This window comes from Streptomyces sp. NBC_01689 (genome assembly GCF_036250675.1).
Taxonomy (GTDB): Bacteria; Actinomycetota; Actinomycetes; order Streptomycetales; family Streptomycetaceae; genus Streptomyces.
On sequence record NZ_CP109592.1, the window covers coordinates 3,276,548 to 3,296,600 of the forward strand.

Here is a 20,053-nt window from a genome sequence, read left to right on the forward strand (position 1 = left end):
CACCGGCACCGGCCGGGATCTCACGCCCCCGCGCCGCGCCATCCCTGCCCGCGCAGCACCGCCGTCACGTCCGGCATGCGGTAGTGCTCGCCCTTGAGGACCTTGCCGTCGGCGCGGCGGGCGACCCGGCCGTCCGGTCCCAGCTTCGTCATGTTGGACCGGTGGATCTCGGCGATCACCTCGTCGAGGTCGATGCCGTGGACGAGCGCGGTGCCGTACGCCACGTACACGAGGTCGGCCAGCTCGTGCGCCAGCCGGTCCAGCGGACCCGTGACCGAGACCTCGGCCACTTCGGCGGCCTCCTCGGCGAGCAGCTCGGCCCGGTGGGCGGCGAGCGCCGGGGAGACCTCCCCCGGAGTGCTCCGGGTGTCGAGCCCGAAGGCGAGGTGGAACGCGCGGACCAGGGTGGCGGGCGACGGAGTCACCGAGGGCGAGCCGTCGGAGGAACCACCCGGACCTGCGGGCGTCTCCGGGTCCGGGGCTTCCCCGGAGGCCGCGGAAGCCGCGGAAGCCGCGGAAGCCGCGGAAGGCATGGAGGCGGGGTCAGGGACCGGTGCGGACGAAGAGGACTGCATCGTCCGACCCTACCGACCCATCGCACCGCCACCGCGGGCGTCCCGCCCTGGCCAGGAGGGTCCCCGGGCTGGCAGGATCGCGCGCATGTTCCAGGCACTCCCCCGCATCGGCAGGCGCCGCGCGCTGTTCGGCTCGGCGGCCGCGTTCGTGGTGCTCGGGCTGCTGCTCTGGTGGCTGCTGCCGCTGGGCGAGGAGTCGCCGGGCGGGTCGATCACCTTCAGCACGGGCACCCCGACGGGGGTCTACCAGAAGTACGGCGTGCTCCTGCAGAGCGCGATCGCCAAGGACATGCCGCGCCTTGACGTCCGTCTGAAGAACAGCGACGGCTCGCAGGAGAACGTGCGCCGGGTGGCCACCGGGCAGGCCGACTTCACCATCGCGGCGGCCGACGCGGTGGAGACGTACCTGCTGGAGGACAAGCCGGGCGCGGACCGGCTGCGCGGCTGCGCACGGCTGTACGACGACTACGTGCACCTGGTGGTCCCGCGCGCCTCGTCCGTGCGGTCGGTGGCGGACCTGCGGGGCAGGAAGGTCGCCGTGGGCCCGGCCGGTTCCGGGGTACGGCTGATAGCGGAGCACGTGCTCCAGGCGGCCGGCCTCGATCCGGCGAAGGACATCTCGGCCTTCCCCGACGGGATCGGGACCATGCCCGGCCTGCTCCGGCACCACACGATCGACGCCTTCTTCTGGTCGGGCGGTCTGCCGACCAGTGCCGTACAGAAGCTCTCTGGCGGCTTCGACATCAGGCTGGTGCCGATCGGCAGCGACCTCGTCGCGAAGCTGCACGAGCAGGGGGGCGCCTCCCGCTACTACCGGGCCGCCGTGATGCCCGCGGACGCCTATCCCGCGGCGCAGCAGGGCGGTTCCGTGCAGACACTGGCCGTGGCGAACTACCTGATCACCCGGGAGGACTCCGACCCGCGGCTGACGGAGGAACTCACCCGTACGGTGATCAACAGCCGCGACCGCATCGGTTCCCAGGTGCACGCGGCCCAGCTCGTGGACCTGCGCACGGCGATCTACACGGACCCGCTGCCCCTGCACGAAGGCGCCCGGCGCTACTACCGCTCCGTCAAGCCCTAGTCCGGGCGAGCCGAACGCGCCGCGGATCACGCCGCGGATCGCGCCGCCGGGCACGCGAGGATCAGGGCGCCGGTTCGGACCTCGGCACCGTCACGGTCACCTTCAGCCCGCCCGGTTCGTGATGGGCGTACGAGAGGGAGCCGCCGCCGGCCGCGAGCAGGACCCGCGAGATGGACAGACCGAGTCCCGACCCCTTGATGTTCTGATGGCCTGCGCTGCGCCAGAAGCGGTCGCCGATACGGGCGAGTTCCTCGTCGCTCAGGCCAGGACCGCGGTCGGTGACGACGACCTTCGAGACCTCGCCGTCGGCGAGGACCTCCACCTCGACGCTCTCCCCCTCCGGCGTGAACTTCAGGGCGTTGTCTATCACCGCGTCCAGGGCGCTGGACAGCGTGACCGGGTCGGCCCACGCGGTGGTGGCCGGGCAGGTCCCGGTCAGCCGTACGCCCATGCTGTCGGCGAGGGGTGACCAGGAGGCGACGCGCTCGGCCGTCAGCTCGCCGACGTCGGTGAGCCGCAGGTCGGCCTCGGCGTGCTCGGCGAGCGCGAGGTCGAGCAGGTCGTCCAGAACCTCGGCGAGCCGCTTTCCCTCGGTGCGGACGGACGCGATCTCCTCGTTTCCTTCCGGCAGTTCGAGGGCGAGCAGCTCGATGCGGAGCAGCAACGCCGAGAGCGGGTTGCGGAGTTGGTGCGAGGCGTCGGCGACGAAGGCCCGCTGCTGCTCCAGGACGTCCTCGACGTTGTCCGCCATCTCGTTGAACGACCGGGCCAGACGCCGGAGTTCGGGGGGACCGCCGGCGGCCGCGACCCGGGACTTCAGGCGTCCGGTCGCGATGTCGTGGGTGGTCGCGTCGAGGACGCGGACCGGCCGGAGCACCCAGCCGGTCAGCCGCAGGGCCGCGCCGAGGGCGAGGAGCATCGCGGCGATCTCGCCCGCGCCGATGATCAGCCAGCCGTGCAGGATCTTCGAACGCATCTGCCCGGTGGGCGAGTCGGTGACGACGACGGCGATGACGTCACCGTCCCGGATCACCGGCGAGGCGACGACCAGCCGGTGCCGCTGCCAGGGCCAGACCTGTTCCGGGTCGTGGCTGCGGCGGCCGAGGAGTGCCTCGTCGAAGGCCTCGCGGCCCTCGCCCTCCGCGGGCAGGTACAGGGTCTCCGGCGCGTTGGCCATGACGGCGTGGTTGCGGTAGAAGACGCCGGTGCGGATGCCGTACACGTCGTAGTAAGCGGCGAGTTCCTTGATCAGGGTCTGCCGGCGCTCGTCGACGGCGTTTCCCCGGGGGCCGTTCGGCTGGTCGGTGACGAACTGCGCGAGGGCGGCGAAGCGGGCCGTGTCGTCGATGCGGTCGACGACCACGCGCTGCTGCTCGGCGCCCGCGACGCTCCCGGCCAGCGGGATGCCGAGCGCGAGCAGCACGGCGGCCATCAGGACGATGAGCAGGGGGAGCAGGCGGGTGCGCACGGTGCACGCTACGACGTGGGGGCGACGAGGCGGTACCCCACGCCGCGCACGGTCTCGATCAGCGCCGGCATCCGCAGTTTGGAGCGCAGGGACGCGACGTGCACCTCCAGGGTGCGTCCGGTCCCCTCCCAACTGGTGCGCCAGACCTCGCTGATGATCTGCTCCCGGCGGAAGACGACGCCGGGCCGCTGGGCGAGCAGCGCCAGCAGGTCGAACTCCTTCCGGGTCAGCTGGACGACCGAACCGCCCACGCTGACCTGGCGGGTGGGCAGTTCGATGCGGACCTGGCCGAGCCGCAGGGCGCCGTCGCCGGGGGCCCCGGTGTCGTCGGGGACGCTGCGCCGGCTGACGGCGTGGATCCGGGCGAGCAGTTCCCCGGTGTCGTACGGCTTCACCACGTAGTCGTCGGCGCCGAGGTTGAGGCCGTGGATGCGGGAGCGCACGTCGGAGCGGGCCGTGACCATGATCACCGGGGTGCTGGTGCGCTTGCGGATCTTGCCGCAGACCTCGTAGCCGTCCTGGTCGGGCAGGCCCAGGTCGAGCAGGACGACACCGAACCCGTCGCTCTCCGGGACCAGCGCCCGCAGGGCCTCCTCGCCGCTGCGGGCGTGGGTGACCTCGAAGCCGTGCCGCGCCAGGACCGCGGACAGGGCGGCGGCGACGTGGTTGTCGTCCTCGACGAGCAGCAGTCTCATTCCGGCCCCCTCCGGTCCATCGGTCGTCCGCCCCGGTCCGTCGTTCGTACGGTGCTTCGTTCGCACGGTTCTTTCGTTCGTGTCTTCCGTCCGCGCGGTCCTGGTCCGGAGCGCCACGTACGGCCCCCGACTTGTACAACGTCGAACAGTCTCGGTCTGTACAACCGGGGCACATGTCCGTGCCCCCTGGAAGTCACGCCGATGGACAAGGACGGCGTCAAGGGCGTTCCGGTTGCGGAGGGCTTCCGTTACCCAGCCGGTACCCTGCCGCGCGCCGGGCACGCGCGGGGCGCTCGCGTGCGGCTACGACACGTGTCCGATTGCTATCGGATCGTGATGCTCAAGTTCCCCTCAGATGTAATGACGCTGGTCGCGAGGGCTCACTACTGTCCACCGAAACCGAGGAGGACGGAGCCCCAGAGCGATGACCGAAGTATCGGTGGCCAAGGATGCCGCGGCCGCGACCGAGGACCTGGTCGTCCTGAAGAGCGTCAACAAGCACTTCGGCGCGTTGCACGTGCTCCAGGACATCGACCTGACGATCGCCCGTGGCGAGGTCGTCGTGGTCATCGGGCCCTCCGGGTCCGGGAAGTCGACCCTGTGCCGCACCGTCAACCGCCTGGAGACGATCGATTCGGGCGACATCACGATCGACGGCCGACCGCTGCCCGAGGAGGGCAAGGCGCTCGCCCGGCTGCGCGCCGACGTGGGCATGGTCTTCCAGTCCTTCAACCTCTTCGCGCACAAGACGGTGCTCGAGAACGTGATGCTGGGACAGATCAAGGTCCGCAAGGCGGACAAGAAGGCCGCCGAGGAGAAGGCCCGCGCGCTGCTCGACCGGGTGGGCGTGGGCACCCAGGCGGACAAGTACCCGGCCCAGCTCTCGGGCGGCCAGCAGCAGCGCGTCGCGATCGCGCGGGCGCTGGCGATGGACCCCAAGGTCATGCTCTTCGACGAGCCCACCTCGGCGCTCGACCCCGAGATGATCAATGAGGTGCTCGAGGTCATGCAGCAACTGGCACGCGACGGCATGACCATGGTCGTGGTCACCCACGAGATGGGCTTCGCGCGCTCGGCCGCGAACCGCGTGGTCTTCATGGCGGACGGCCGCATCGTCGAACAGGCCGCGCCCGACCAGTTCTTCAGCAGCCCGCGCAGCGACCGCGCCAAGGACTTCCTGTCGAAGATCCTGCACCACTGACACCGACGCAGCGCCGCCCCGGCCGGTGCCCGCCACCGGCCGGAACCACGCAACGCCGAATCAGCCGAATCGAAGGATGTCCACCATGAAGTTCCGCACCTCCGCCTCCGCGGCGGTCCTCGCCACCCTCGCGCTCGCCCTGACGGCCTGTGGCGGCGAGTCCGGCAACGCCGGCGACAAGCCCGCAGGCGAGAGCACGGGGGCGAACGCGCCCAAGCTGCCGACGTACGCCGTCGCGAGCGGTGTGAAGGTCGACTCCGCCACGCTGAAGAAGGCGCAGCAGGCGGGCAAGCTCGTCGTCGGCGCCAAGAACGACCAGCCCTACCTGGGCTTCGAGGACACCACGGGCAAGCGGTCCGGCTTCGACGTCGAGATCGCCAAGATGGTCGCCGCGGACCTCGGGTTCAAGCCCGAGCAGCTCGAGTTCAAGACCGTCGACTCCAACGTCCGCGAGACCACCATCTCGAAGGGCGAGGTCGACCTGTACGTGGGTACGTACACGATCAACGACGAGCGCAAGAAGCAGGTCGGCTTCGCGGGCCCGTACTTCAAGGCGGGCGCCGACCTGCTCGTGCGCAAGGACGAGAAGGGCATCACCGGCCCCGACTCGCTCAAGGGCAAGACCGTCTGCTCCATCAAGGGCTCCACTCCGCTCCAGGAGATCAAGAAGCCCAAGTACGGCGCCAAGACCGTCGAGCTGTCGAAGTACTCCGAGTGCGTCCAGCAGCTCCTCAACAACGAGGTCGACGCCGTCACCACCGACGACGCCATCCTCAAGGGTTACGCGGCGCAGCGCCCCGCCAAGCTCAAGGTGATCGGGCAGCCGTTCACCGAGGAGCCGTACGGCGTGGGCATGAACAAGGACGACAAGGCCCTGCGCGACGCGGTCAACGACGCCTTGGAGAAGCACGAGAAGAACGGCGACTACAAGAAGGCGTACGACGCGACGCTCGGTCTGTCCGGCTCGCCGTACGCCGAGCCGCCGGCCGTCGAGCGCTACTGACGCGCCGCTGAGCCGCCGACGCCGCGCGGGCGTCGACCGGGCCGGTGTCCGCCGGCCCGGTGCCCCGCGCGCGTGCGGCGGTCCCTCGGTCCGTGCCCGCGACGCCGTCCGGCGCACCGCCCCGGACGCGGCCTTCCCTGCCCGTACACCGCCACGAGGACCTCCCCGTGAACGTTTTGCTCGACCATCTCGCGGACTTCCGCGAGGGGTTCATAGGCACCGTACTGCTGACCTTCGCCAGCGGTCTCCTCGCGATGGTGCTGGGTGTCATCATCGCCGGGTTCCGCGTCTCGCCCGTGCCTCCGCTGCGGATGTTCGGCACGGCCTGGGTCACCCTCTTCCGCAACACCCCCCTGACGCTCCTCTTCCTCGTCGCGTGGTTCGTCGTCCCGGTCGTCTTCGTACCGGGTCTGAGCCCGTGGATGAAGGCGCTGCTGGCCCTGAGCTTCTACACCTCGGCCTTCGTCTGCGAGGCCATCCGCTCGGGCATCAACACGGTGCCGCTCGGCCAGGCGGAGGCCGCCCGCTCGCTCGGCATGAGCTTCTCGCAGACCCTGCGGCTGATCGTCCTGCCGCAGGCGACGCGGACCGTGATCCCTCCGCTCAGCTCGATCTTCATCGCCCTGACCAAGAACTCGGCGATCGCGGGCGCGTTCAGCGTCACCGAACTGTTCGGCGTGCAGAAGATGCTGAGCGACCAGGGCTTCACCATCACCTGGATCTTCCTGTGGGTGGCTCTGGGCTACCTCGTCATCACCTTCTCGATCAGCGGTCTCTTCCGGCTGCTGGAGCGGCGACTGGGGGTCGCGCGATGACTTCGAGCGTTCTGTACGACGCGCCGGGCCCCAAGGCGCGGCTGCGCAACCGCCTCTACACGGTGCTCGGTTCGCTGGCCCTGGCCGCCCTGCTCGCCTTCGTCGTGTACCGGCTCGACGCCAAGAACCAGCTGGACCCCGACGTCTGGAACATCTTCAACAACGCCGGTGTGCGCGCCAACATCCGGGACGGCGTGCTCACCACGTTGAAGGTGTTCGCCGTGGCCGGGGTGCTGTCCCTGGTCCTCGGGCTGCTCCTCGCCGTGGCACGCCTGTCCGAGCGCCGGCCGGTCCGCTGGTTCGCGACCGGCTTCATCGAACTGTTCCGGGCCGTCCCGCTGCTCATCACCATCTACGCCCTGTGGGTGCTCTTCCTCACCTACAAGAACGACCTCGGCGCCGTCGGTGACAACACCGCGTTCTGGGGTCTCGTGATCGGCCTGACCGTCTACAACGGCAGTGTGCAGGCGGAGATCTTCCGCGCGGGCATCAACGCGGTACCCAAGGGCCAGGTGGAGGCCGCGTACGCGCTCGGCCTGCGCAAGTACCAGGTGATGACGACGCTGCTGCTGCCGCAGGCGGTCCGTTCCATGCTGCCCACGATGATCAGTCAGCTGGTGGTCACGCTCAAGGACACCTCGCTCGGCTACGTCATCACGTACACGGAACTCCTGTTCGCCACCCGGACGATGGCCAACAACATCATCGTCAACGGGGAGAACCCGTTCACGGCCGTCACCATCGTCGTCGGCGCGATCTACATCGCGATGTGCCTCGCGCTCTCCTCGGTCGCGACGTGGATCGAGCGGCGGGGCCGCCGCTCGAAGACCGGGGTCGCGGTGGCGGCGGCCGCCGAGCCCGCCGAACAGCCGGGGGTCCTCGACGCGGCCGACCGCATCCCGGAACAGGCCGACGGGGACGCGGACCGTCCGGTGAAGTAGCCGCGGACCACGGGCGGGCGGCACACCGGTGTGCCGCCCGCGCCACCCGTACCGCCCGCGCCACCCGTATCGTCCACGCCGTCCGTACCGCCCGCGCCGTCCGCGCCGTCCGCGCCGTCCGCGCCGTCCGCGCCGTCCGCGCCGTCCGCGCCGCCTGTAATGTCCGGCGGACGGAGGCGACCGGGCCCCCGGGGCGCGGCGCCCGCGCCCCCGTCCGCCGGTGACAGCTGATCATCACTCAGCCGTGCGGCGGACCTCGTCACTTGACGCAAGCACCGGCACTGGGTTGCATACATTCTGTGATCGTGCACCCTGCTCCGTTCCCTTGTTCACCCACGTCCTTCAGGGCACCGCTGCGGGCAGGGGGCGCCGCGCCGTGGACCCGGTGATCATTGTCGGCGCGGGGCCCGTGGGCCTCACGCTGGCCCTTGCGCTGGCCCGCCAGGAGGTCCCCTCCGTGGTCCTCGACGAGGGGCCGGGCAAGGACGAACAACGGCTCGCGCGGACGGTGGTGCTGCGTGAGGACACCGCCGCGCTCGTCGAACGCCTGACGGGTCTCCCCCTCTCCGCCGCCGGTTTCCGTTGGGCCGGATGGCGGTCGATGCGGCGCAAGCAGGTGATGCGCGAGATCCGTTTCGACGCGCAGGATTCAGCCGGCCCCCGAGGCGCCGGCAGCGCCGGGGAACCCGGCGACGACGAGGTGCTCGCGCCGCCGCTGCACCTCGCGCAGCACACCCTCACGGCCGCCCTGCGCGAGGCCATCGCCCACGAACGGCTGATCAGGCTCGCCGCCGACAGCCGCCTCGACTCCGTCGAGCAGGAGACCTCGGGTGTCACCGCGCACACCCGTGGCTCCAACGGGACCTGGTGGAGGGGCAGTTACCTGGTCGGCTGCGACGGCCCGCGCTCGACCGTCCGCAAGCTCCAGGACATCCGCTTCCCCGGGCGCACGGCCGTCGAACGGCACGCGGTCGCCGCGCTGCGGACGGAACTTCCCTGGCCGGGCGAGGCGTTGCTGCACCGGATGCCACCGTGGCGGACCTCGGGTCCCTCGGCCGGCGAGGTGACCGCCCGCCCCCTCGCCGACGACGTGTGGCGTCTGGACTGGCTGTTGCCGCCCGGCAAGGACCTGGTCACCCCGGACCTGCTGGTGACACGCATCCGGGAGACCCTCGCGGGCTGGAGCGGCGGCTCCACCCCCGCGTACGAGCTGCTCGACACCGGTGTCCACACCGTCCACCACCGCCTCGCTCGCCGGTGGCGGTCGGGCCGGGTCTTCCTCGCCGGGGACGCCGCGCACCTGCTCGGCGCCCTCGGCACCCAGGGGCTCGACGAGGGCCTGCGGGACGCCGACAACCTCGCCTGGAAGCTGGCGGTCGCCTGGCACCACGGCCCGCACGAGACGCTGCTCGACAGCTACCAGGTCGAGCGGCGCGCCGTCGTCGCCGCCCGGCTGCGCGCCGCCGACCAGGCACTTCCGCTGCTGCGGGGCGGCGGCGGGCTGCGCTCGTACGTGCCGGGATCGGCCCGCGGCCACGACGTCATGCTCACGGACGGGCACCTGGGACGCGGCCCACTGGGCAGGCCCGGGACGTACGGCGGCTCGCCGCTCGCGCCTCGCCCCTCCGAGTCGGAGACCCCGGTGGACACGGCACCCGGTGCGCCGGTCGTCGACGTGCGCGTCACCGCGGAGGACGGCACCTTCGTACCGCTACGGGACCGGCTCGGCCGCGGGGTCCTGCTGGTCGTGCTGATCGCGCCGGGTACGGGGGTGTGGGAGCGCAAGCACTGGGTGACGGCCGGGATCATGCCCCGGCTCGCGGCGGCCGTGACCGCGCTGCCCCACCCCGCCGAGCTCCTGGTGGCCGAGAGCTACCCCGGCGCGGCCGCGCACAGCGTGCTGCTGGTCCGCCCCGACGGCCATCTGGTCACCGCGCTGAGCGGCGTGCGCCCGGCCGATCTGTACGCGGCGGCCGAGGCGGTCCTGGGCGGCTCCGCCGGACCGACGGCCGAAGCGGAGCGGGAGACGAGAGCGGAGAACGCGGTGCGCACGGGCTGAGTGCCGGGGCCCCGTCCCGGCACCGTGACGCACCGCACACGTGACAGATCGCACGCAGTGACGAGGTGTAGACGGCGCGGGCCCGTCGGCGCGATCGCCTCCCGCCCCCTTCCGGGGCGGCCCCTTCCATCGGGGCGCGGGAACGTGCGAGGCCTGTGCCCACCGTCCGCACGGCCCGGACCTCGGGCTCTTCCGTACCGCCGCACGCCGTGCGTCCCCCGACCGTCCTTCCCCGCGCCCGGCACACCGGTGCGCCGGTGTGCCGGGCGCGGGGAATCCGCCCGCCCACCCGGGGTGACCCTCCGGTCCACATAGTGACGGTGAGTTGACCGGTCCGAACCGCCATGGTCTACTCCGGATCGTGACCGACACCTGTGTGCGCCTGTGGCGGAGGGTCCATATGGACCTCGTCCGCTATGCGGGCTGCGTGTGTCGGCCGTCCTTCTGAATTCGCTCCCCCTCTTTCCCGCGCGCGCTCCGAGCTGCCGCGCGCCCCACGCGAACCCTCAGGACGGTACAAGTGTCTGTCTCCCCCTCTGTCTCAGCGCCCCCACACGTTCCCACCCAGGCCGACCTGCTCGACTTCGTGCGCCGTGCCGCCGCCGACACCGAGCTGGTCGCCTCACTTCCGCTCGACCCCGAAGGCCGTACCTGGGTCCGTCTGGAGGGTCCGGGTGGCAGCGAGGCCTGGCTCATCGGCTGGCCTCCCGGCACCGGAACCGGCTGGCACGACCACGCCGACTCGGTCGGCGCCTTCGTCGCCGCGTCCGGCGAACTCAGGGAGTACTCGCTCGCCGCCCGGCTGCCCACGGACGGCTGGAAGACCCTCGAACTGACCGAGGGGGTCGACCGCGAGCGGCGGCTGCCCGCCGGCAAGGGCCGTTCCTTCGGCCGCCACCATGTGCACGAGGTGTTCAACGAATCCACCGAGGAGCACGCGATCTCCGTCCACGCCTACTACCCACCGCTGCCCCGGATCCGCCGCTACAGCCGCACCGGGCAGATTCTCCGTCTCGAGCAGGTCGAACGTCCGGAGGACTGGCAGTGAACGACCACATCAAGGGCCCGGTGGGCATCGACGCGCTGCTGGAGGAGGTCCGCGCGGGACTCGACCGGGTGGAGGCCGGGGAGGCGCATGTCGCCGCGCGGGCGGGCGAAGCCCTCCTCATCGACATCCGGTACGCCGCCCTGCGCGACCGGGACGGGCTGATCCCCGGAGCGCTCGTCGTCGAACGCAACGAACTCGAGTGGCGGCTCGATCCCCAGGGCAGCCACCGCGTCCCCGAGGCCACCGGTCACGATCTGCGGGTCGTGGTGATCTGCAACGAGGGGTACGCGTCCAGCCTCGCGGCCGTGTCGCTGCGTCAGCTGGGACTGCACCGGGCGACCGATCTGGTCGGAGGGTTCCAGGCGTGGAAAGCGGCCGGCCTGCCGGTGACCGCGCCGTCCCCCTGAGCCCCCGTCGAGCCCCGCGAGGCAGCTCTTCGTGATGCGGCCCCCTGATCCCCGTCCCATGATCCCGGTCCCGTGATCCCGATCCCGGCGGTCCAGGTCGTTCCCGGCCTGCCGGGGTGGGGCCCCTCTGCCACAACGGGCGCCCGCCGTGCGGTACTTGGCACCGCGGCCACCCACGACCGGGCGCCTTGCGCCCCGTCTGAAACGGCGCTCCACCAAAGTCGACGCCCGTCGGAGTCTGAGCTCCACCAAAGTCGACGCCCGTCGGAGTCTGAGCTCCATCGAAGTCGACGCCCGTCGGAGTCGGCACTCCCCTAGGAGACTTCCCCTCGGACTCGGCACCCCGTCGGAGACACCCCCTCGAAGTCGGCGTCCCGCGCCCGGAACACCCACCGATCCAGAACCCCGTGTCCGCGGTCTGCCGCAGGTCAGAACCCCTCGTCCCCGAGCCCCTCCGTGTCCTCGCCCTCTTCCTCCAGCGCCTGGCGGACCACCCGCAGGGCCATGCCCTCGGAGTACCCCTTCCGGGCGAGCATGCCCGCGAGACGGCGCAGCCGCTTGTCACGGTCGAGGCCACGGGTGGAGCGCAGCTTGCGGGCGACGAGTTCGCGCGCCGTCGTCTCCTCCTGCTCGGAGTCGAGCTGTCCGACGGCCTCGTCGATGAGCGTCGAGTCCACGCCCTTGGTCCGCAGTTCGCGCGCGAGGGCCCGCCGGGCCAGACCCCGGCCGTGGTGCCGGGACTCCACCCAGGCCTCCGCGAAGGCGCCGTCGTTGATCAGGCCGACCTCCTCGAAGCGTGACAGGACCTCGTCCGCCACCTCGTCGGGGATCTCCCGCTTGCGCAGCGCGTCCGCGAGCTGTTTGCGCGTGCGCGGGGTCCCGGTGAGCAGGCGCAGACAGATCGCCCGCGCCCGCTCAGCCGGGTCCCCTGAAGGCTCCCCCCGCTCGGCCCTCGACGAGGTGGGAGTGCCTCCGTCCTGTGCGTCGCCGGACGGCTCACCGAATCCGCCGTTCCTCCGGCGCCCTCGTGCACCGCGCGGCCCTCCGCCGCCGCGCCGGCCGGTGCCGCCACGGCCGGCACCGTCGGCCGGCGAACCGTACGGGTCCGCCGGACCTTCGCCGTAGCCCTCCGGGCCGCCCGGGTCTCCGAGTCCCGCGCGCCCGCGGGAGCCCCGGTGCCGACGCCCCGCGCCGTCCGGTCCGTCCGGATCCCCGTCGAGGAACCCGTCGAGGAACCCGTCGGAGCCGTACCCCCCGTCGTGAGCTCTTCCACCGTCTCCGACCGGATCACCGTCTCCCCCGTGCCCCCGCCCCTCCGGTGGCACGGGGTCCGCGTACTCGGCCCAGTCGGTTCGTCGCGTCATGGACTAGCTCTTGGCCGCCGCGGCCTTGGACTTGGTGGCCTTGACCGCGGGGGCCGGCACCGTCTTCGCGGCCTCGTCCGAGACGGCCGGGGCCGCCGCGTCCGCGCCCGGCTCGGCGGTGGGCTCGGCCGGCCGTACGCCGACGCCCAGCTTCTCCTTGATCTTCTTCTCGATCTCGTTCGCCAGGTCGGGGTTGTCCTTCAGGAAGTTGCGCGCGTTCTCCTTGCCCTGGCCGAGCTGGTCGCCCTCGTACGTGTACCAGGCGCCGGCCTTGCGCACGAAGCCGTGCTCCACGCCCATGTCGATCAGACCGCCCTCGCGGCTGATGCCCTGCCCGTAGAGGATGTCGAACTCGGCCTGCTTGAAGGGGGGCGCGACCTTGTTCTTGACGACCTTGACGCGGGTGCGGTTGCCGACCGCGTCCGTGCCGTCCTTCAGCGTTTCGATGCGGCGGATGTCGAGGCGCACCGAGGCGTAGAACTTCAGCGCCCGGCCACCCGTCGTGGTCTCCGGCGAACCGAACATCACGCCGATCTTCTCGCGGAGCTGGTTGATGAAGATCGCGGTGGTCTTCGACTGGTTGAGCGCGCTGGTGATCTTGCGCAGGGCCTGGCTCATCAGACGGGCCTGCAGACCCACGTGCGAGTCACCCATCTCGCCCTCGATCTCCGCGCGCGGCACCAGCGCGGCGACGGAGTCGATGACGATGAGGTCGAGGGCGCCGGAGCGGACGAGCATGTCCACGATCTCCAGAGCCTGCTCACCGTTGTCCGGCTGGGACAGGATCAGGTTGTCGATGTCGACGCCGAGCTTCTTCGCGTACTCGGGGTCGAGGGCGTGCTCGGCGTCCACGAAGGCCACCTGGCCGCCGGCCCGCTGCGCGTTCGCCACCGCGTGCAGCGTCAGCGTGGTCTTGCCGGAGGACTCCGGGCCGTACACCTCCACCACCCGGCCGCGCGGGAGACCGCCGACGCCGAGGGCCACGTCGAGCGCGGTCGACCCGGTGGGGATGACCTCGATGGGCTCGTTCGGGCGCTCGCCCAGACGCATCACCGCGCCCTTGCCGAATTGCCGTTCAATCTGTGCGAGCGCGGCGTCGAGCGCCTTCTCGCGGTCCGTACCTGCCATGGGTTCCACCCGATTTGCTTGAGTCGATCGCTTCACGTCAAAGACGCTAACGCCTGCCACTGACAATGCGCCCCGACGCCCGCCCGACCTGTGGATAACTCGGGCACATCTCCGCGAAAGCCCTGCCGGAATCCCCGCAACGAGCCCCGCCGGAGATCCCATAAGAATGGATGTTCGATTTTGATGTCAAGCGCACCACGCGGCATCTCCGAGACTACGGTCACGGTCCGACAACGGCCCCCGCGAGGCTCCCCGCGCCGCGCGCACGTACTCTCCGCGTCGTACGGCGGGAGTCTTCGGCCGTACGACGACCCCGCGCCCCTCGCCGTCGAAGCTGAGCCCATGGACCATCCGCAGAACCGCGCGGAACACCGCGGCGGAACACCCGCGCCCGCCTTCGCCACCCCGCCGGCCGCCGTCCCCGCACCCCGCCCGGGTCCCAGGGAGGACAGGAGCGCCCGTGCCGCCTGGCGTGCGGCGCGTCCCGCCGAGCGCCTCTGCCACGTGACCGGCGCGGTCCTGACGCTCTCCGGCCTGGCGCACCTGGTCGTCTTCGCCGTGGACGACGGGCCCTGGGACGGCCCGGTCTCCTGGCGCAAGCCGGCGACGTTCGGCCTCTCCTTCGGACTGACGCTGATCGCGCTCACCTGGGTCACGTCGTACCTGCGCGTCGGAGCCCGCCTGCGCACCGTGCTGCTCGTCGTGTTCGCTGCGGACTGTGTCGTGGAGGTCGGCGGGATCGCCCTGCAGGCCTGGCGGCGGGTGCCCTCGCATCTCGACATGGAGACCCCCTTCGACACGGCGGTGTCGATGACGCTCGCGGTGGGCGGCGGTGTCCTGGTGGTGCTGCTCACCGTCTTCGCGGTCGCCTCGTTCCGGACCCGGCCCACGGGCCCCACGGGGATGCCGCTCGCGCTGCGCTCCGGGTTCGCGATCCTGCTCGTCGCCCTGCTGTCGGGCGCCGCGATGATCGCGCGCGGCGTCGTCCTCACCCGTACCGGCCACCAGCAGGCGGCCTACCGCTCGACGGCCCCGCTCAAGCCCCTGCACGGCGTGAGCCTGCACGCGGTGCTGGTCCTGCCCCTGCTGGCCCGGTCCCTGGCTCGCACCGCCTGGAGCGAGCGGACCCGGCTGCGGATCGTGTACGCGGCGGTGGGCTGCTGGACGGCGGCCGTCCTGGGCGCCGCGGCCTGGGCGGTCCTCACCTGGTGAGCCGAGCTCTCTTCGCTGCGGTGCCCGCGGGACGCTGCCGACGGTCCTCACGCGTCACGAGCGGGCACGCGTCACGGGGGAGCATGCACCGCGAGGGGGCATCTGCCGCGCGGTGTCATGCGCGGCCGGGGTCATCTGCCGAGCAGTCCGCGCAGCCGCGCGCGGACCGAGCCGGGTCTTCTGATCCGGCGTCCGTGCACCCGGGGGTCGTCCGTGACGTCGTACCGCTTCACGTACGCGCCCAGGAAGGCCTGCAGCGTGGCGACCGCGGGAATGGCGATCAGGGCACCGACGGCGCCGAGCAGCGCGGTGCCCGCGATGACCGAGCCGAAGGCGACCGCGGGGTGGATGTCGACGGTCTTGGAGGTCAGCTTCGGCTGCAGCACATAGTTCTCGAACTGCTGGTAGATCACGACGAAGACCAGCACCCACAGCGCGTACCAGGGATCGACCGTGAACGCGATCAGCATCGGCAGGGCGCCCGCGAGGTAGGTGCCGATGGTGGGGATGAACTGCGAGACCAGCCCGACCCAGACGGCGAGCACGGGCGCGTAGGGCACGCCCAGGGACTCCAGCAGGATGTAGTGCGCGATGCCGGAGATCAGCGCCATCAGGCCGCGCGAGTACAGATAGCCGCCGGTCTTGTCGACCGCGATCTCCCACGCCCGCAGCACCTCGGCCTGCCGCGCGGGCGGCAGCACGGAGCACAGCGCGCGCCGCAGCCGTGGCCCGTCGGCCGCGAAGTAGAACGAGAACAGCGTGATCGTCAGCAGCTTGAAGAGGCCCCCGAGCACCTGCGCCGACACGTCCAGGACGCCGGTCGCGCTGTTCTGCACGTACTTCCGCAGCCAGTCGGAGTGGACCAGGCTGTCCTGGACGTCCACCCGTCTCAGGTCGGTGTGGAAGGTCGAGTTGACCCAGTTGATCACCGAGTCCAGGTACTCGGGGAAACCCTCGACCATCTTGATGATCTGGCCCGCGAGCATCGAGCCCAGCAGCGCGACGAATCCGGCGGTCACGATCAGCAGGCCGAAGAAGACGAGGAAGGTCGCCATCCCCCGGCGCATGCCGTACGAGGCCATCCAGCTCACCGCGGGCTCGATCGCGAGCGCCAGGAAGAACGCGATGAGGATGTTGATCAACAGGCCTATCAGCTGGTGGAACGCCCAACTGCCCAGCTGGAAGACGGCGATGAGGGTGAGCGCCAGCACCATCGCGCGCGGCAGCCAGCGCGGCATGCGGGCGCCCTGCGCCACGGCGTCCCCACCGGGGGGCGGCGCGGGCGGCGTCGTGCCGGACGGTGATGCCTGCTGGTCGACCTGCGCGGTCTCGTCTGTCGGGGCCACGGAGCAAGTCTCGCCCACGCCACCGACAATCGGTGCCCGCCCCCGGACACTTCGTCGCCGGTCAGCGGCTTTCGCCCGGAAGTTCCCGTCCGGTCAGCGGTTCTCGTACGGAACGTTCATGGTCGCGCAGACCACGCGCCACACGTCCTTGGCCTCCCACCCGGCGTCCAGGGCCTCGTGCACCGTCCGGCCGCCCAGCTCCGTCATCACATGATCGCGCGCGAAGGTGTCGGCGTACCCCGCACCGAAGTGCTCCGCCATCCGCTGCCAGAAGACCGTCAACCGCATGAATCCAGTATCGCGCCCCTGAGAGTGGGTCCCGCCCGGGACCCCTTGCCGGGACGGCTTTCCGCCCTACGGTCTGAGGCATGGCCGAATCCGGAGCATCCGCACTCCCCCCGACGCCCCCGGCGCACACCCCGCTCGCGCGCGCCGAGCACTTCGTCTGGCTCACGGCGCGCGTACTGGAACAGCGCCGCTTCGTGTACCACTTCCTGCACGGCGACGAGGGCGGCGCCGACGCGGTCGAGACCGCGCTGGCCGCCTACCGCAACGACGACGAGGGATACGGCCATGCGCTCGAACCCGATCTGCGCGGCCCGGTCAGCCAGCCTCTGCACACGGCGCACGCCCTGCGCGTGCTCGACTCGATCGGGCGGTGCGGCGGACAGCGCGTGGACCGTGTGTGCCGCTATCTGACGTCCGTCTCGACGGCGGACGGCGCGCTGCCCGCGGTCGCCCCCGGTCAGCGCGGATATCCCCACGCCCCCTTCGTACCGGTCGTCGACGACCCGCCGAGCGAACTGCTCGCCACCGGGCCCGTGGTGGGCCTGCTGCACCGCAACGAGGTCTGGCACGCGTGGCTGTTCCGGGCCACCGACTTCTGCTGGCAGGCGGTGGAGTCCCTGGACAAGTCCCACCCCTACGAGGTCGAGGCGGCCGTGGCCTTCCTGGACTCCGCGCCCGACCGCCCGCGCGCGGAGGCCGCCGCCGACCGGCTCGGCCGGCTGGTGCGCGAGCACCGGCTCGCCGTGCTCGACCCGGATCGCCTCGACGCGTTCCCGGTGGCCTCCGGCTACGCGCCGGGCGAACACCACTTCCCGTACGACTACGCGAGGACGCCGGGCTCGCTCGCGCGCGCGTGGTTCACCGACGAGGAGATGTCCCGCTCGCTCGACTTCCTCGCGGGCGACCAGCGGGAGGACGGCGGCTGGCCGGTCCGCTGGCGGACCTGGGCACCGGGCACCGCCCTGGAGTGCCGTCCCATGGTGTCGATCGAGGCACTGCGCACCCTGCGGGCCCACGGGCGGACCATCGGCTGACCCGCGTGGCGCCGACGCGATGCCGCGCGTCCTGGGGGCGCTGTCACGGTCCGGGGAGCCCTGGAGTCGTCGATGCCGTCCTCGGAGGGCGCCGGAACGGTCCGCAGACCCTGGAGGGCACGCCCCAGGGCCGCGCGCCGCGGGAACACGGGCGGGGTCTCCTGACGGACGCGGGCCGGACGGCCCCGCCGGCCGCTCCCCCGCCGCACGTCGGTTCCCCCTTCTCCCCGTCACCGCGTGCCTCGTCCCCGCGTCCCCGTGTCGACGGGTCGCGTCGCCCGCGCCCTCAGCCCGTCAGCGCCCGCACCCCCGCCGTCACGACCACCGCGGCACCGACCACGAGCAGGAAGGGCGCCCTCAGGAGCAGTGCCACGGCTGCCGCGGCGAGTCCGGCGGCCTTCGCGTCCAGGACCAGGACGCGTCCGTCGGCGAAGGTCTGCTGCGCCGTGAGCGCCGCGAGCAGGGCGACGGGCAGCAGGGCGGCGAGGCGCTTGACGAGCGGACGCTCCAGGACGCCCGCCGGAACCAGCAGCCCCGTGAGCTTCACGACGTAGCAGCCGACGGCGGTCACGCCGATCGCGATCCAGATGTTCAACGGTCCTCTCCAGACGCGTCGTGGGCGGTCCCCGCCAGGCCGTCGGCCCCCGCCGGGCGACGGCGGCGGCCCTCCACGTAGAGGGCGGCGGGCGCGGCCAGCGCGGCCACCAGGACCGGTACTCCCGCGGGCAGCACGGAGAGCAGACCGAGCCCCAGGAGCACCGCGGCACCGGCGACCGCGCGCTCGGTGGCGGTCGTCAGCATCGGTGCGAGCAGCGCGAGGAAGACGGCCGGCCCGGCGGCGTCCAGCCCCCACGCGTCGGTGTCCCCGATGGCGTCCGCCCCAAGGGCGCCCAGGAGCGTGGTCAGGTTCCAGAGCACGTAGAGGCTGAGTCCCGTCACGGTGAAGCCGATCCGGACGCGGCGACGGGTCGGCTGGGCCAGCGCCACGGCTGTCGTCTCGTCGATCACCCACTGGGCGGCGAACGGACGCACCGCGCGCGGGAGGGCCAGCAACTGCGACAGACGCAGCCCGTAGAAGGCGTTGCGGACCCCGAGGAAGAACGCGCCGGCTGCCGCCGTGAGCGGATTGCCACCGCTGGCGAGAGCGCCCACGAGCGCGAACTGGGAGGCGCCGGTGAACACCAGGAGGCTGAGGGCACAGGTCTGCGGCACCGTGAGTCCACTGCCCGCCGAGGTCACCCCGAAGGCGAAACCGGACAGTCCGACGGCGATCCCGACCCCCAGGGCGTCCCGGACGACGGCGGCGTCGGGTCTTCCGCCGTCTTCTTCTCTCGTGTGTGTCGCTGCGCGAGCTGTCTGTTCTGCCACACCCCGGACGGTAGGTACGGTCCCGGCCCGGCGTCTTGTACGTTCTTGCGCTCGCGCCGGTAGGCGCCCGGGGGCACGCCCACGATCCGGGTGAAGTGGCGGTTCAGGTGGGGCTGGTCGGTGAAACCGACGGCGACGGCGGCCTCCGCGGGCGCGGCACCGGTGTCCAGGAGCCGACGGGCCCTGCGGACCCGGGCGTCGGTGAGCCAGGTGTGCGGTGGCATGCCGTAGGTGTCGCGGAAGGCGCGCAGCAGGGCGAACGGGCTGGTGCCGAGGTCGGTGGCGAGCCGTTCCAGGGTCGGGGGTTCGGCCATCCGCTCCTCCAGCACGGCACGCGCGCGTGCGGCTACGCGGGACCCCGCGGTGAGCACGGCCCGCTGCGGCAGCGGGGCCCCGTTCAGACGGAGCAGCCGGGTCACGGCGACCCTCAGCAGGGTGTCGGCGGCGAGCGCGTTGCCGTCGTCGGCGGCCCGGAGCACCTGGTGGACCAGAGTCACCGCGTACGGGTCGTCGAGCACCGGGCGGACGAATCCCGGGGTGCCGCGGATCGTGGTGGTCTCGGCGGCGATCTCCGCCATCAGCGCGGGAGACGGGTACACCGCTCCGTACCGCCAGCCCTCGGGGACGCCGGCCCGGCCGGTGTGCGGGGTGTCGGGGTTGACCAGCGCGAGGGTGCCCGGACCCGCGTACTGGTCGGCGCCGCCGTGGTGGAAGACCTCGACGCCGTCGGCGATGGCGGCGATCACGAAGTTCTCGTGGGTGTGCCGCACGAAGACCTTCTCGACGAAGCGGGCGCGCAGCAGGTCGACACCGGGCAGTTCCGCGTACTGCCAGTGCCGTGCCCGTTCCCGTCCCGAACCCGCCATCTCCTCATTCTCCGCGACGCCGGGACCGGTCGCCGACCACGCGGCACATCCCTCTCCCGACCTCCCGCGGCCTCCCCCGGCCGTCCCGACCTCCTCAGACCGCTTGCGCCGGTTGCCTCGGCGGTCGTATCCGCGCAGGTCAGGGCAATTG

Annotated in this window: 21 protein-coding genes; 11 read left to right on the forward strand and 10 right to left on the reverse strand. The window is 71.9% G+C overall.

Annotated elements, in window-relative coordinates; all coding sequences use genetic code 11:
- Positions 1 to 20: 20 nt before the first annotated feature.
- Entirely contained in the window at positions 21 to 425 is a 405-nt protein-coding gene (locus OG776_RS13740; protein ID WP_148011078.1) for a MazG nucleotide pyrophosphohydrolase domain-containing protein, read from the reverse strand.
- Positions 426 to 660: 235 nt separating this feature from the next.
- On the opposite strand from OG776_RS13740, the gene OG776_RS13745 reads away from it, so the two are divergent.
- Positions 661 to 1,659: a TAXI family TRAP transporter solute-binding subunit gene (locus OG776_RS13745; protein ID WP_148010819.1), complete on the forward strand. Its 999-nt coding sequence runs from the start codon at positions 661 to 663 to the stop codon at positions 1,657 to 1,659.
- Between the two features lie 61 nt (positions 1,660 to 1,720).
- Here the strand turns inward: OG776_RS13745 and OG776_RS13750 are convergent, their stop codons facing one another.
- Together OG776_RS13750 and OG776_RS13755 are read right to left on the reverse strand one after the other, a co-directional pair.
- A complete protein-coding gene (locus OG776_RS13750) occupies positions 1,721 to 3,127 on the reverse strand; it encodes a sensor histidine kinase (protein ID WP_148010818.1) in 1,407 nt (468 codons plus the stop codon).
- Positions 3,128 to 3,135: 8 nt separating this feature from the next.
- The gene (locus tag OG776_RS13755) at positions 3,136 to 3,822 is read right to left on the reverse strand and encodes a response regulator transcription factor (RefSeq protein ID WP_148010817.1); all 687 of its coding nucleotides are present in this window, start codon (positions 3,820 to 3,822) and stop codon (positions 3,136 to 3,138) included.
- A 424-nt stretch (positions 3,823 to 4,246) separates the two neighbouring features.
- Between OG776_RS13755 and OG776_RS13760 the strand changes: the two genes are divergently transcribed.
- From OG776_RS13760 to OG776_RS13795, 8 genes are all read left to right on the forward strand, one after another.
- Entirely contained in the window at positions 4,247 to 5,023 is a 777-nt protein-coding gene (locus tag OG776_RS13760) for an amino acid ABC transporter ATP-binding protein (protein WP_148010816.1), read from the forward strand.
- 85 nt (positions 5,024 to 5,108) lie between these two features.
- Positions 5,109 to 6,026, forward strand: coding sequence for a glutamate ABC transporter substrate-binding protein (locus OG776_RS13765; RefSeq protein ID WP_148010815.1), 918 nt, complete (start codon positions 5,109 to 5,111; stop codon positions 6,024 to 6,026).
- A gap of 167 nt (positions 6,027 to 6,193) precedes the next feature.
- Positions 6,194 to 6,841: an amino acid ABC transporter permease gene (locus OG776_RS13770; RefSeq protein WP_148010814.1), complete on the forward strand. Its 648-nt coding sequence runs from the start codon at positions 6,194 to 6,196 to the stop codon at positions 6,839 to 6,841.
- Positions 6,838 to 7,782 (forward strand): amino acid ABC transporter permease, encoded by a 945-nt coding sequence (locus tag OG776_RS13775; RefSeq protein ID WP_148010813.1) that lies wholly within the window; start codon positions 6,838 to 6,840, stop codon positions 7,780 to 7,782. The genes OG776_RS13770 and OG776_RS13775 overlap by 4 nt, the downstream gene beginning before the upstream one ends.
- A 376-nt stretch (positions 7,783 to 8,158) precedes the next feature.
- A complete protein-coding gene (locus OG776_RS13780) occupies positions 8,159 to 9,841 on the forward strand; it encodes an FAD-dependent monooxygenase (protein WP_148010812.1) in 1,683 nt (560 codons plus the stop codon).
- A gap of 376 nt (positions 9,842 to 10,217) precedes the next feature.
- Complete coding sequence (locus OG776_RS13785) at positions 10,218 to 10,289, forward strand: putative leader peptide (protein WP_318658241.1); 72 nt, start codon at positions 10,218 to 10,220, stop codon at positions 10,287 to 10,289.
- Between the two features lie 72 nt (positions 10,290 to 10,361).
- Complete coding sequence (locus tag OG776_RS13790; protein ID WP_329320882.1) at positions 10,362 to 10,889, forward strand: cysteine dioxygenase; 528 nt, start codon at positions 10,362 to 10,364, stop codon at positions 10,887 to 10,889.
- Complete coding sequence (locus OG776_RS13795; RefSeq protein ID WP_329320884.1) at positions 10,886 to 11,296, forward strand: rhodanese-like domain-containing protein; 411 nt, start codon at positions 10,886 to 10,888, stop codon at positions 11,294 to 11,296. Before OG776_RS13790 ends, OG776_RS13795 begins: the two co-directional genes overlap by 4 nt.
- Before the next feature lie 428 nt (positions 11,297 to 11,724).
- On the opposite strand, the gene recX is transcribed toward OG776_RS13795, so the two are convergent.
- A complete protein-coding gene (gene recX, locus OG776_RS13800) occupies positions 11,725 to 12,660 on the reverse strand; it encodes a recombination regulator RecX (protein WP_329320886.1) in 936 nt (311 codons plus the stop codon).
- A gap of 3 nt (positions 12,661 to 12,663) precedes the next feature.
- On the reverse strand, positions 12,664 to 13,788 hold the full coding sequence (gene recA, locus OG776_RS13805) for a recombinase RecA (RefSeq protein WP_148010808.1): 1,125 nt from the start codon (positions 13,786 to 13,788) through the stop codon (positions 12,664 to 12,666).
- 342 nt (positions 13,789 to 14,130) lie between these two features.
- Between recA and OG776_RS13810 the strand changes: the two genes are divergently transcribed.
- Positions 14,131 to 15,000, forward strand: coding sequence for a hypothetical protein (locus tag OG776_RS13810; RefSeq protein ID WP_329320889.1), 870 nt, complete (start codon positions 14,131 to 14,133; stop codon positions 14,998 to 15,000).
- A gap of 131 nt (positions 15,001 to 15,131) precedes the next feature.
- Here the strand turns inward: OG776_RS13810 and OG776_RS13815 are convergent, their stop codons facing one another.
- A complete protein-coding gene (locus OG776_RS13815; protein ID WP_329320891.1) occupies positions 15,132 to 16,346 on the reverse strand; it encodes an AI-2E family transporter in 1,215 nt (404 codons plus the stop codon).
- Between the two features lie 93 nt (positions 16,347 to 16,439).
- The gene (locus OG776_RS13820) at positions 16,440 to 16,634 is read right to left on the reverse strand and encodes a DUF3046 domain-containing protein (RefSeq protein WP_148010805.1); all 195 of its coding nucleotides are present in this window, start codon (positions 16,632 to 16,634) and stop codon (positions 16,440 to 16,442) included.
- Positions 16,635 to 16,714: 80 nt separating this feature from the next.
- Between OG776_RS13820 and OG776_RS13825 the strand changes: the two genes are divergently transcribed.
- The gene (locus OG776_RS13825) at positions 16,715 to 17,668 is read left to right on the forward strand and encodes a hypothetical protein (RefSeq protein ID WP_148010804.1); all 954 of its coding nucleotides are present in this window, start codon (positions 16,715 to 16,717) and stop codon (positions 17,666 to 17,668) included.
- 286 nt (positions 17,669 to 17,954) lie between these two features.
- Here OG776_RS13825 and OG776_RS13830 read toward each other — a convergent pair whose 3' ends face one another.
- From OG776_RS13830 to OG776_RS13840, 3 genes are read right to left on the reverse strand one after another with little or no spacing between them, the layout of a single operon-like run.
- Positions 17,955 to 18,263 (reverse strand): AzlD domain-containing protein, encoded by a 309-nt coding sequence (locus OG776_RS13830; RefSeq protein WP_148010803.1) that lies wholly within the window; start codon positions 18,261 to 18,263, stop codon positions 17,955 to 17,957.
- The gene (locus OG776_RS13835; protein ID WP_261994683.1) at positions 18,260 to 18,952 is read right to left on the reverse strand and encodes an AzlC family ABC transporter permease; all 693 of its coding nucleotides are present in this window, start codon (positions 18,950 to 18,952) and stop codon (positions 18,260 to 18,262) included. The genes OG776_RS13830 and OG776_RS13835 overlap by 4 nt, the downstream gene beginning before the upstream one ends.
- A complete protein-coding gene (locus tag OG776_RS13840; RefSeq protein ID WP_329320895.1) occupies positions 18,904 to 19,902 on the reverse strand; it encodes an AraC family transcriptional regulator in 999 nt (332 codons plus the stop codon). Before OG776_RS13840 ends, OG776_RS13835 begins: the two co-directional genes overlap by 49 nt.
- Positions 19,903 to 20,053: the final 151 nt, after the last annotated feature.

Coding starts and splice junctions, on each gene's coding strand:
- OG776_RS13765 (WP_148010815.1), top strand. CDS start 5,109: ATGAAGTTCCGCACCTCCGCCTCCGCGGCGGTCCTCGCCACCCTCGCG.
- OG776_RS13820 (WP_148010805.1), bottom strand. CDS start 16,634: ATGCGGTTGACGGTCTTCTGGCAGCGGATGGCGGAGCACTTCGGTGCG.
- OG776_RS13810 (WP_329320889.1), top strand. CDS start 14,131: ATGGACCATCCGCAGAACCGCGCGGAACACCGCGGCGGAACACCCGCG.
- OG776_RS13775 (WP_148010813.1), top strand. CDS start 6,838: ATGACTTCGAGCGTTCTGTACGACGCGCCGGGCCCCAAGGCGCGGCTG.
- OG776_RS13760 (WP_148010816.1), top strand. CDS start 4,247: ATGACCGAAGTATCGGTGGCCAAGGATGCCGCGGCCGCGACCGAGGAC.
- OG776_RS13825 (WP_148010804.1), top strand. CDS start 16,715: ATGGCCGAATCCGGAGCATCCGCACTCCCCCCGACGCCCCCGGCGCAC.
- OG776_RS13745 (WP_148010819.1), top strand. CDS start 661: ATGTTCCAGGCACTCCCCCGCATCGGCAGGCGCCGCGCGCTGTTCGGC.
- recX (WP_329320886.1), bottom strand. CDS start 12,660: ATGACGCGACGAACCGACTGGGCCGAGTACGCGGACCCCGTGCCACCG.
- OG776_RS13755 (WP_148010817.1), bottom strand. CDS start 3,822: ATGAGACTGCTGCTCGTCGAGGACGACAACCACGTCGCCGCCGCCCTG.
- recA (WP_148010808.1), bottom strand. CDS start 13,788: ATGGCAGGTACGGACCGCGAGAAGGCGCTCGACGCCGCGCTCGCACAG.
- OG776_RS13840 (WP_329320895.1), bottom strand. CDS start 19,902: ATGGCGGGTTCGGGACGGGAACGGGCACGGCACTGGCAGTACGCGGAA.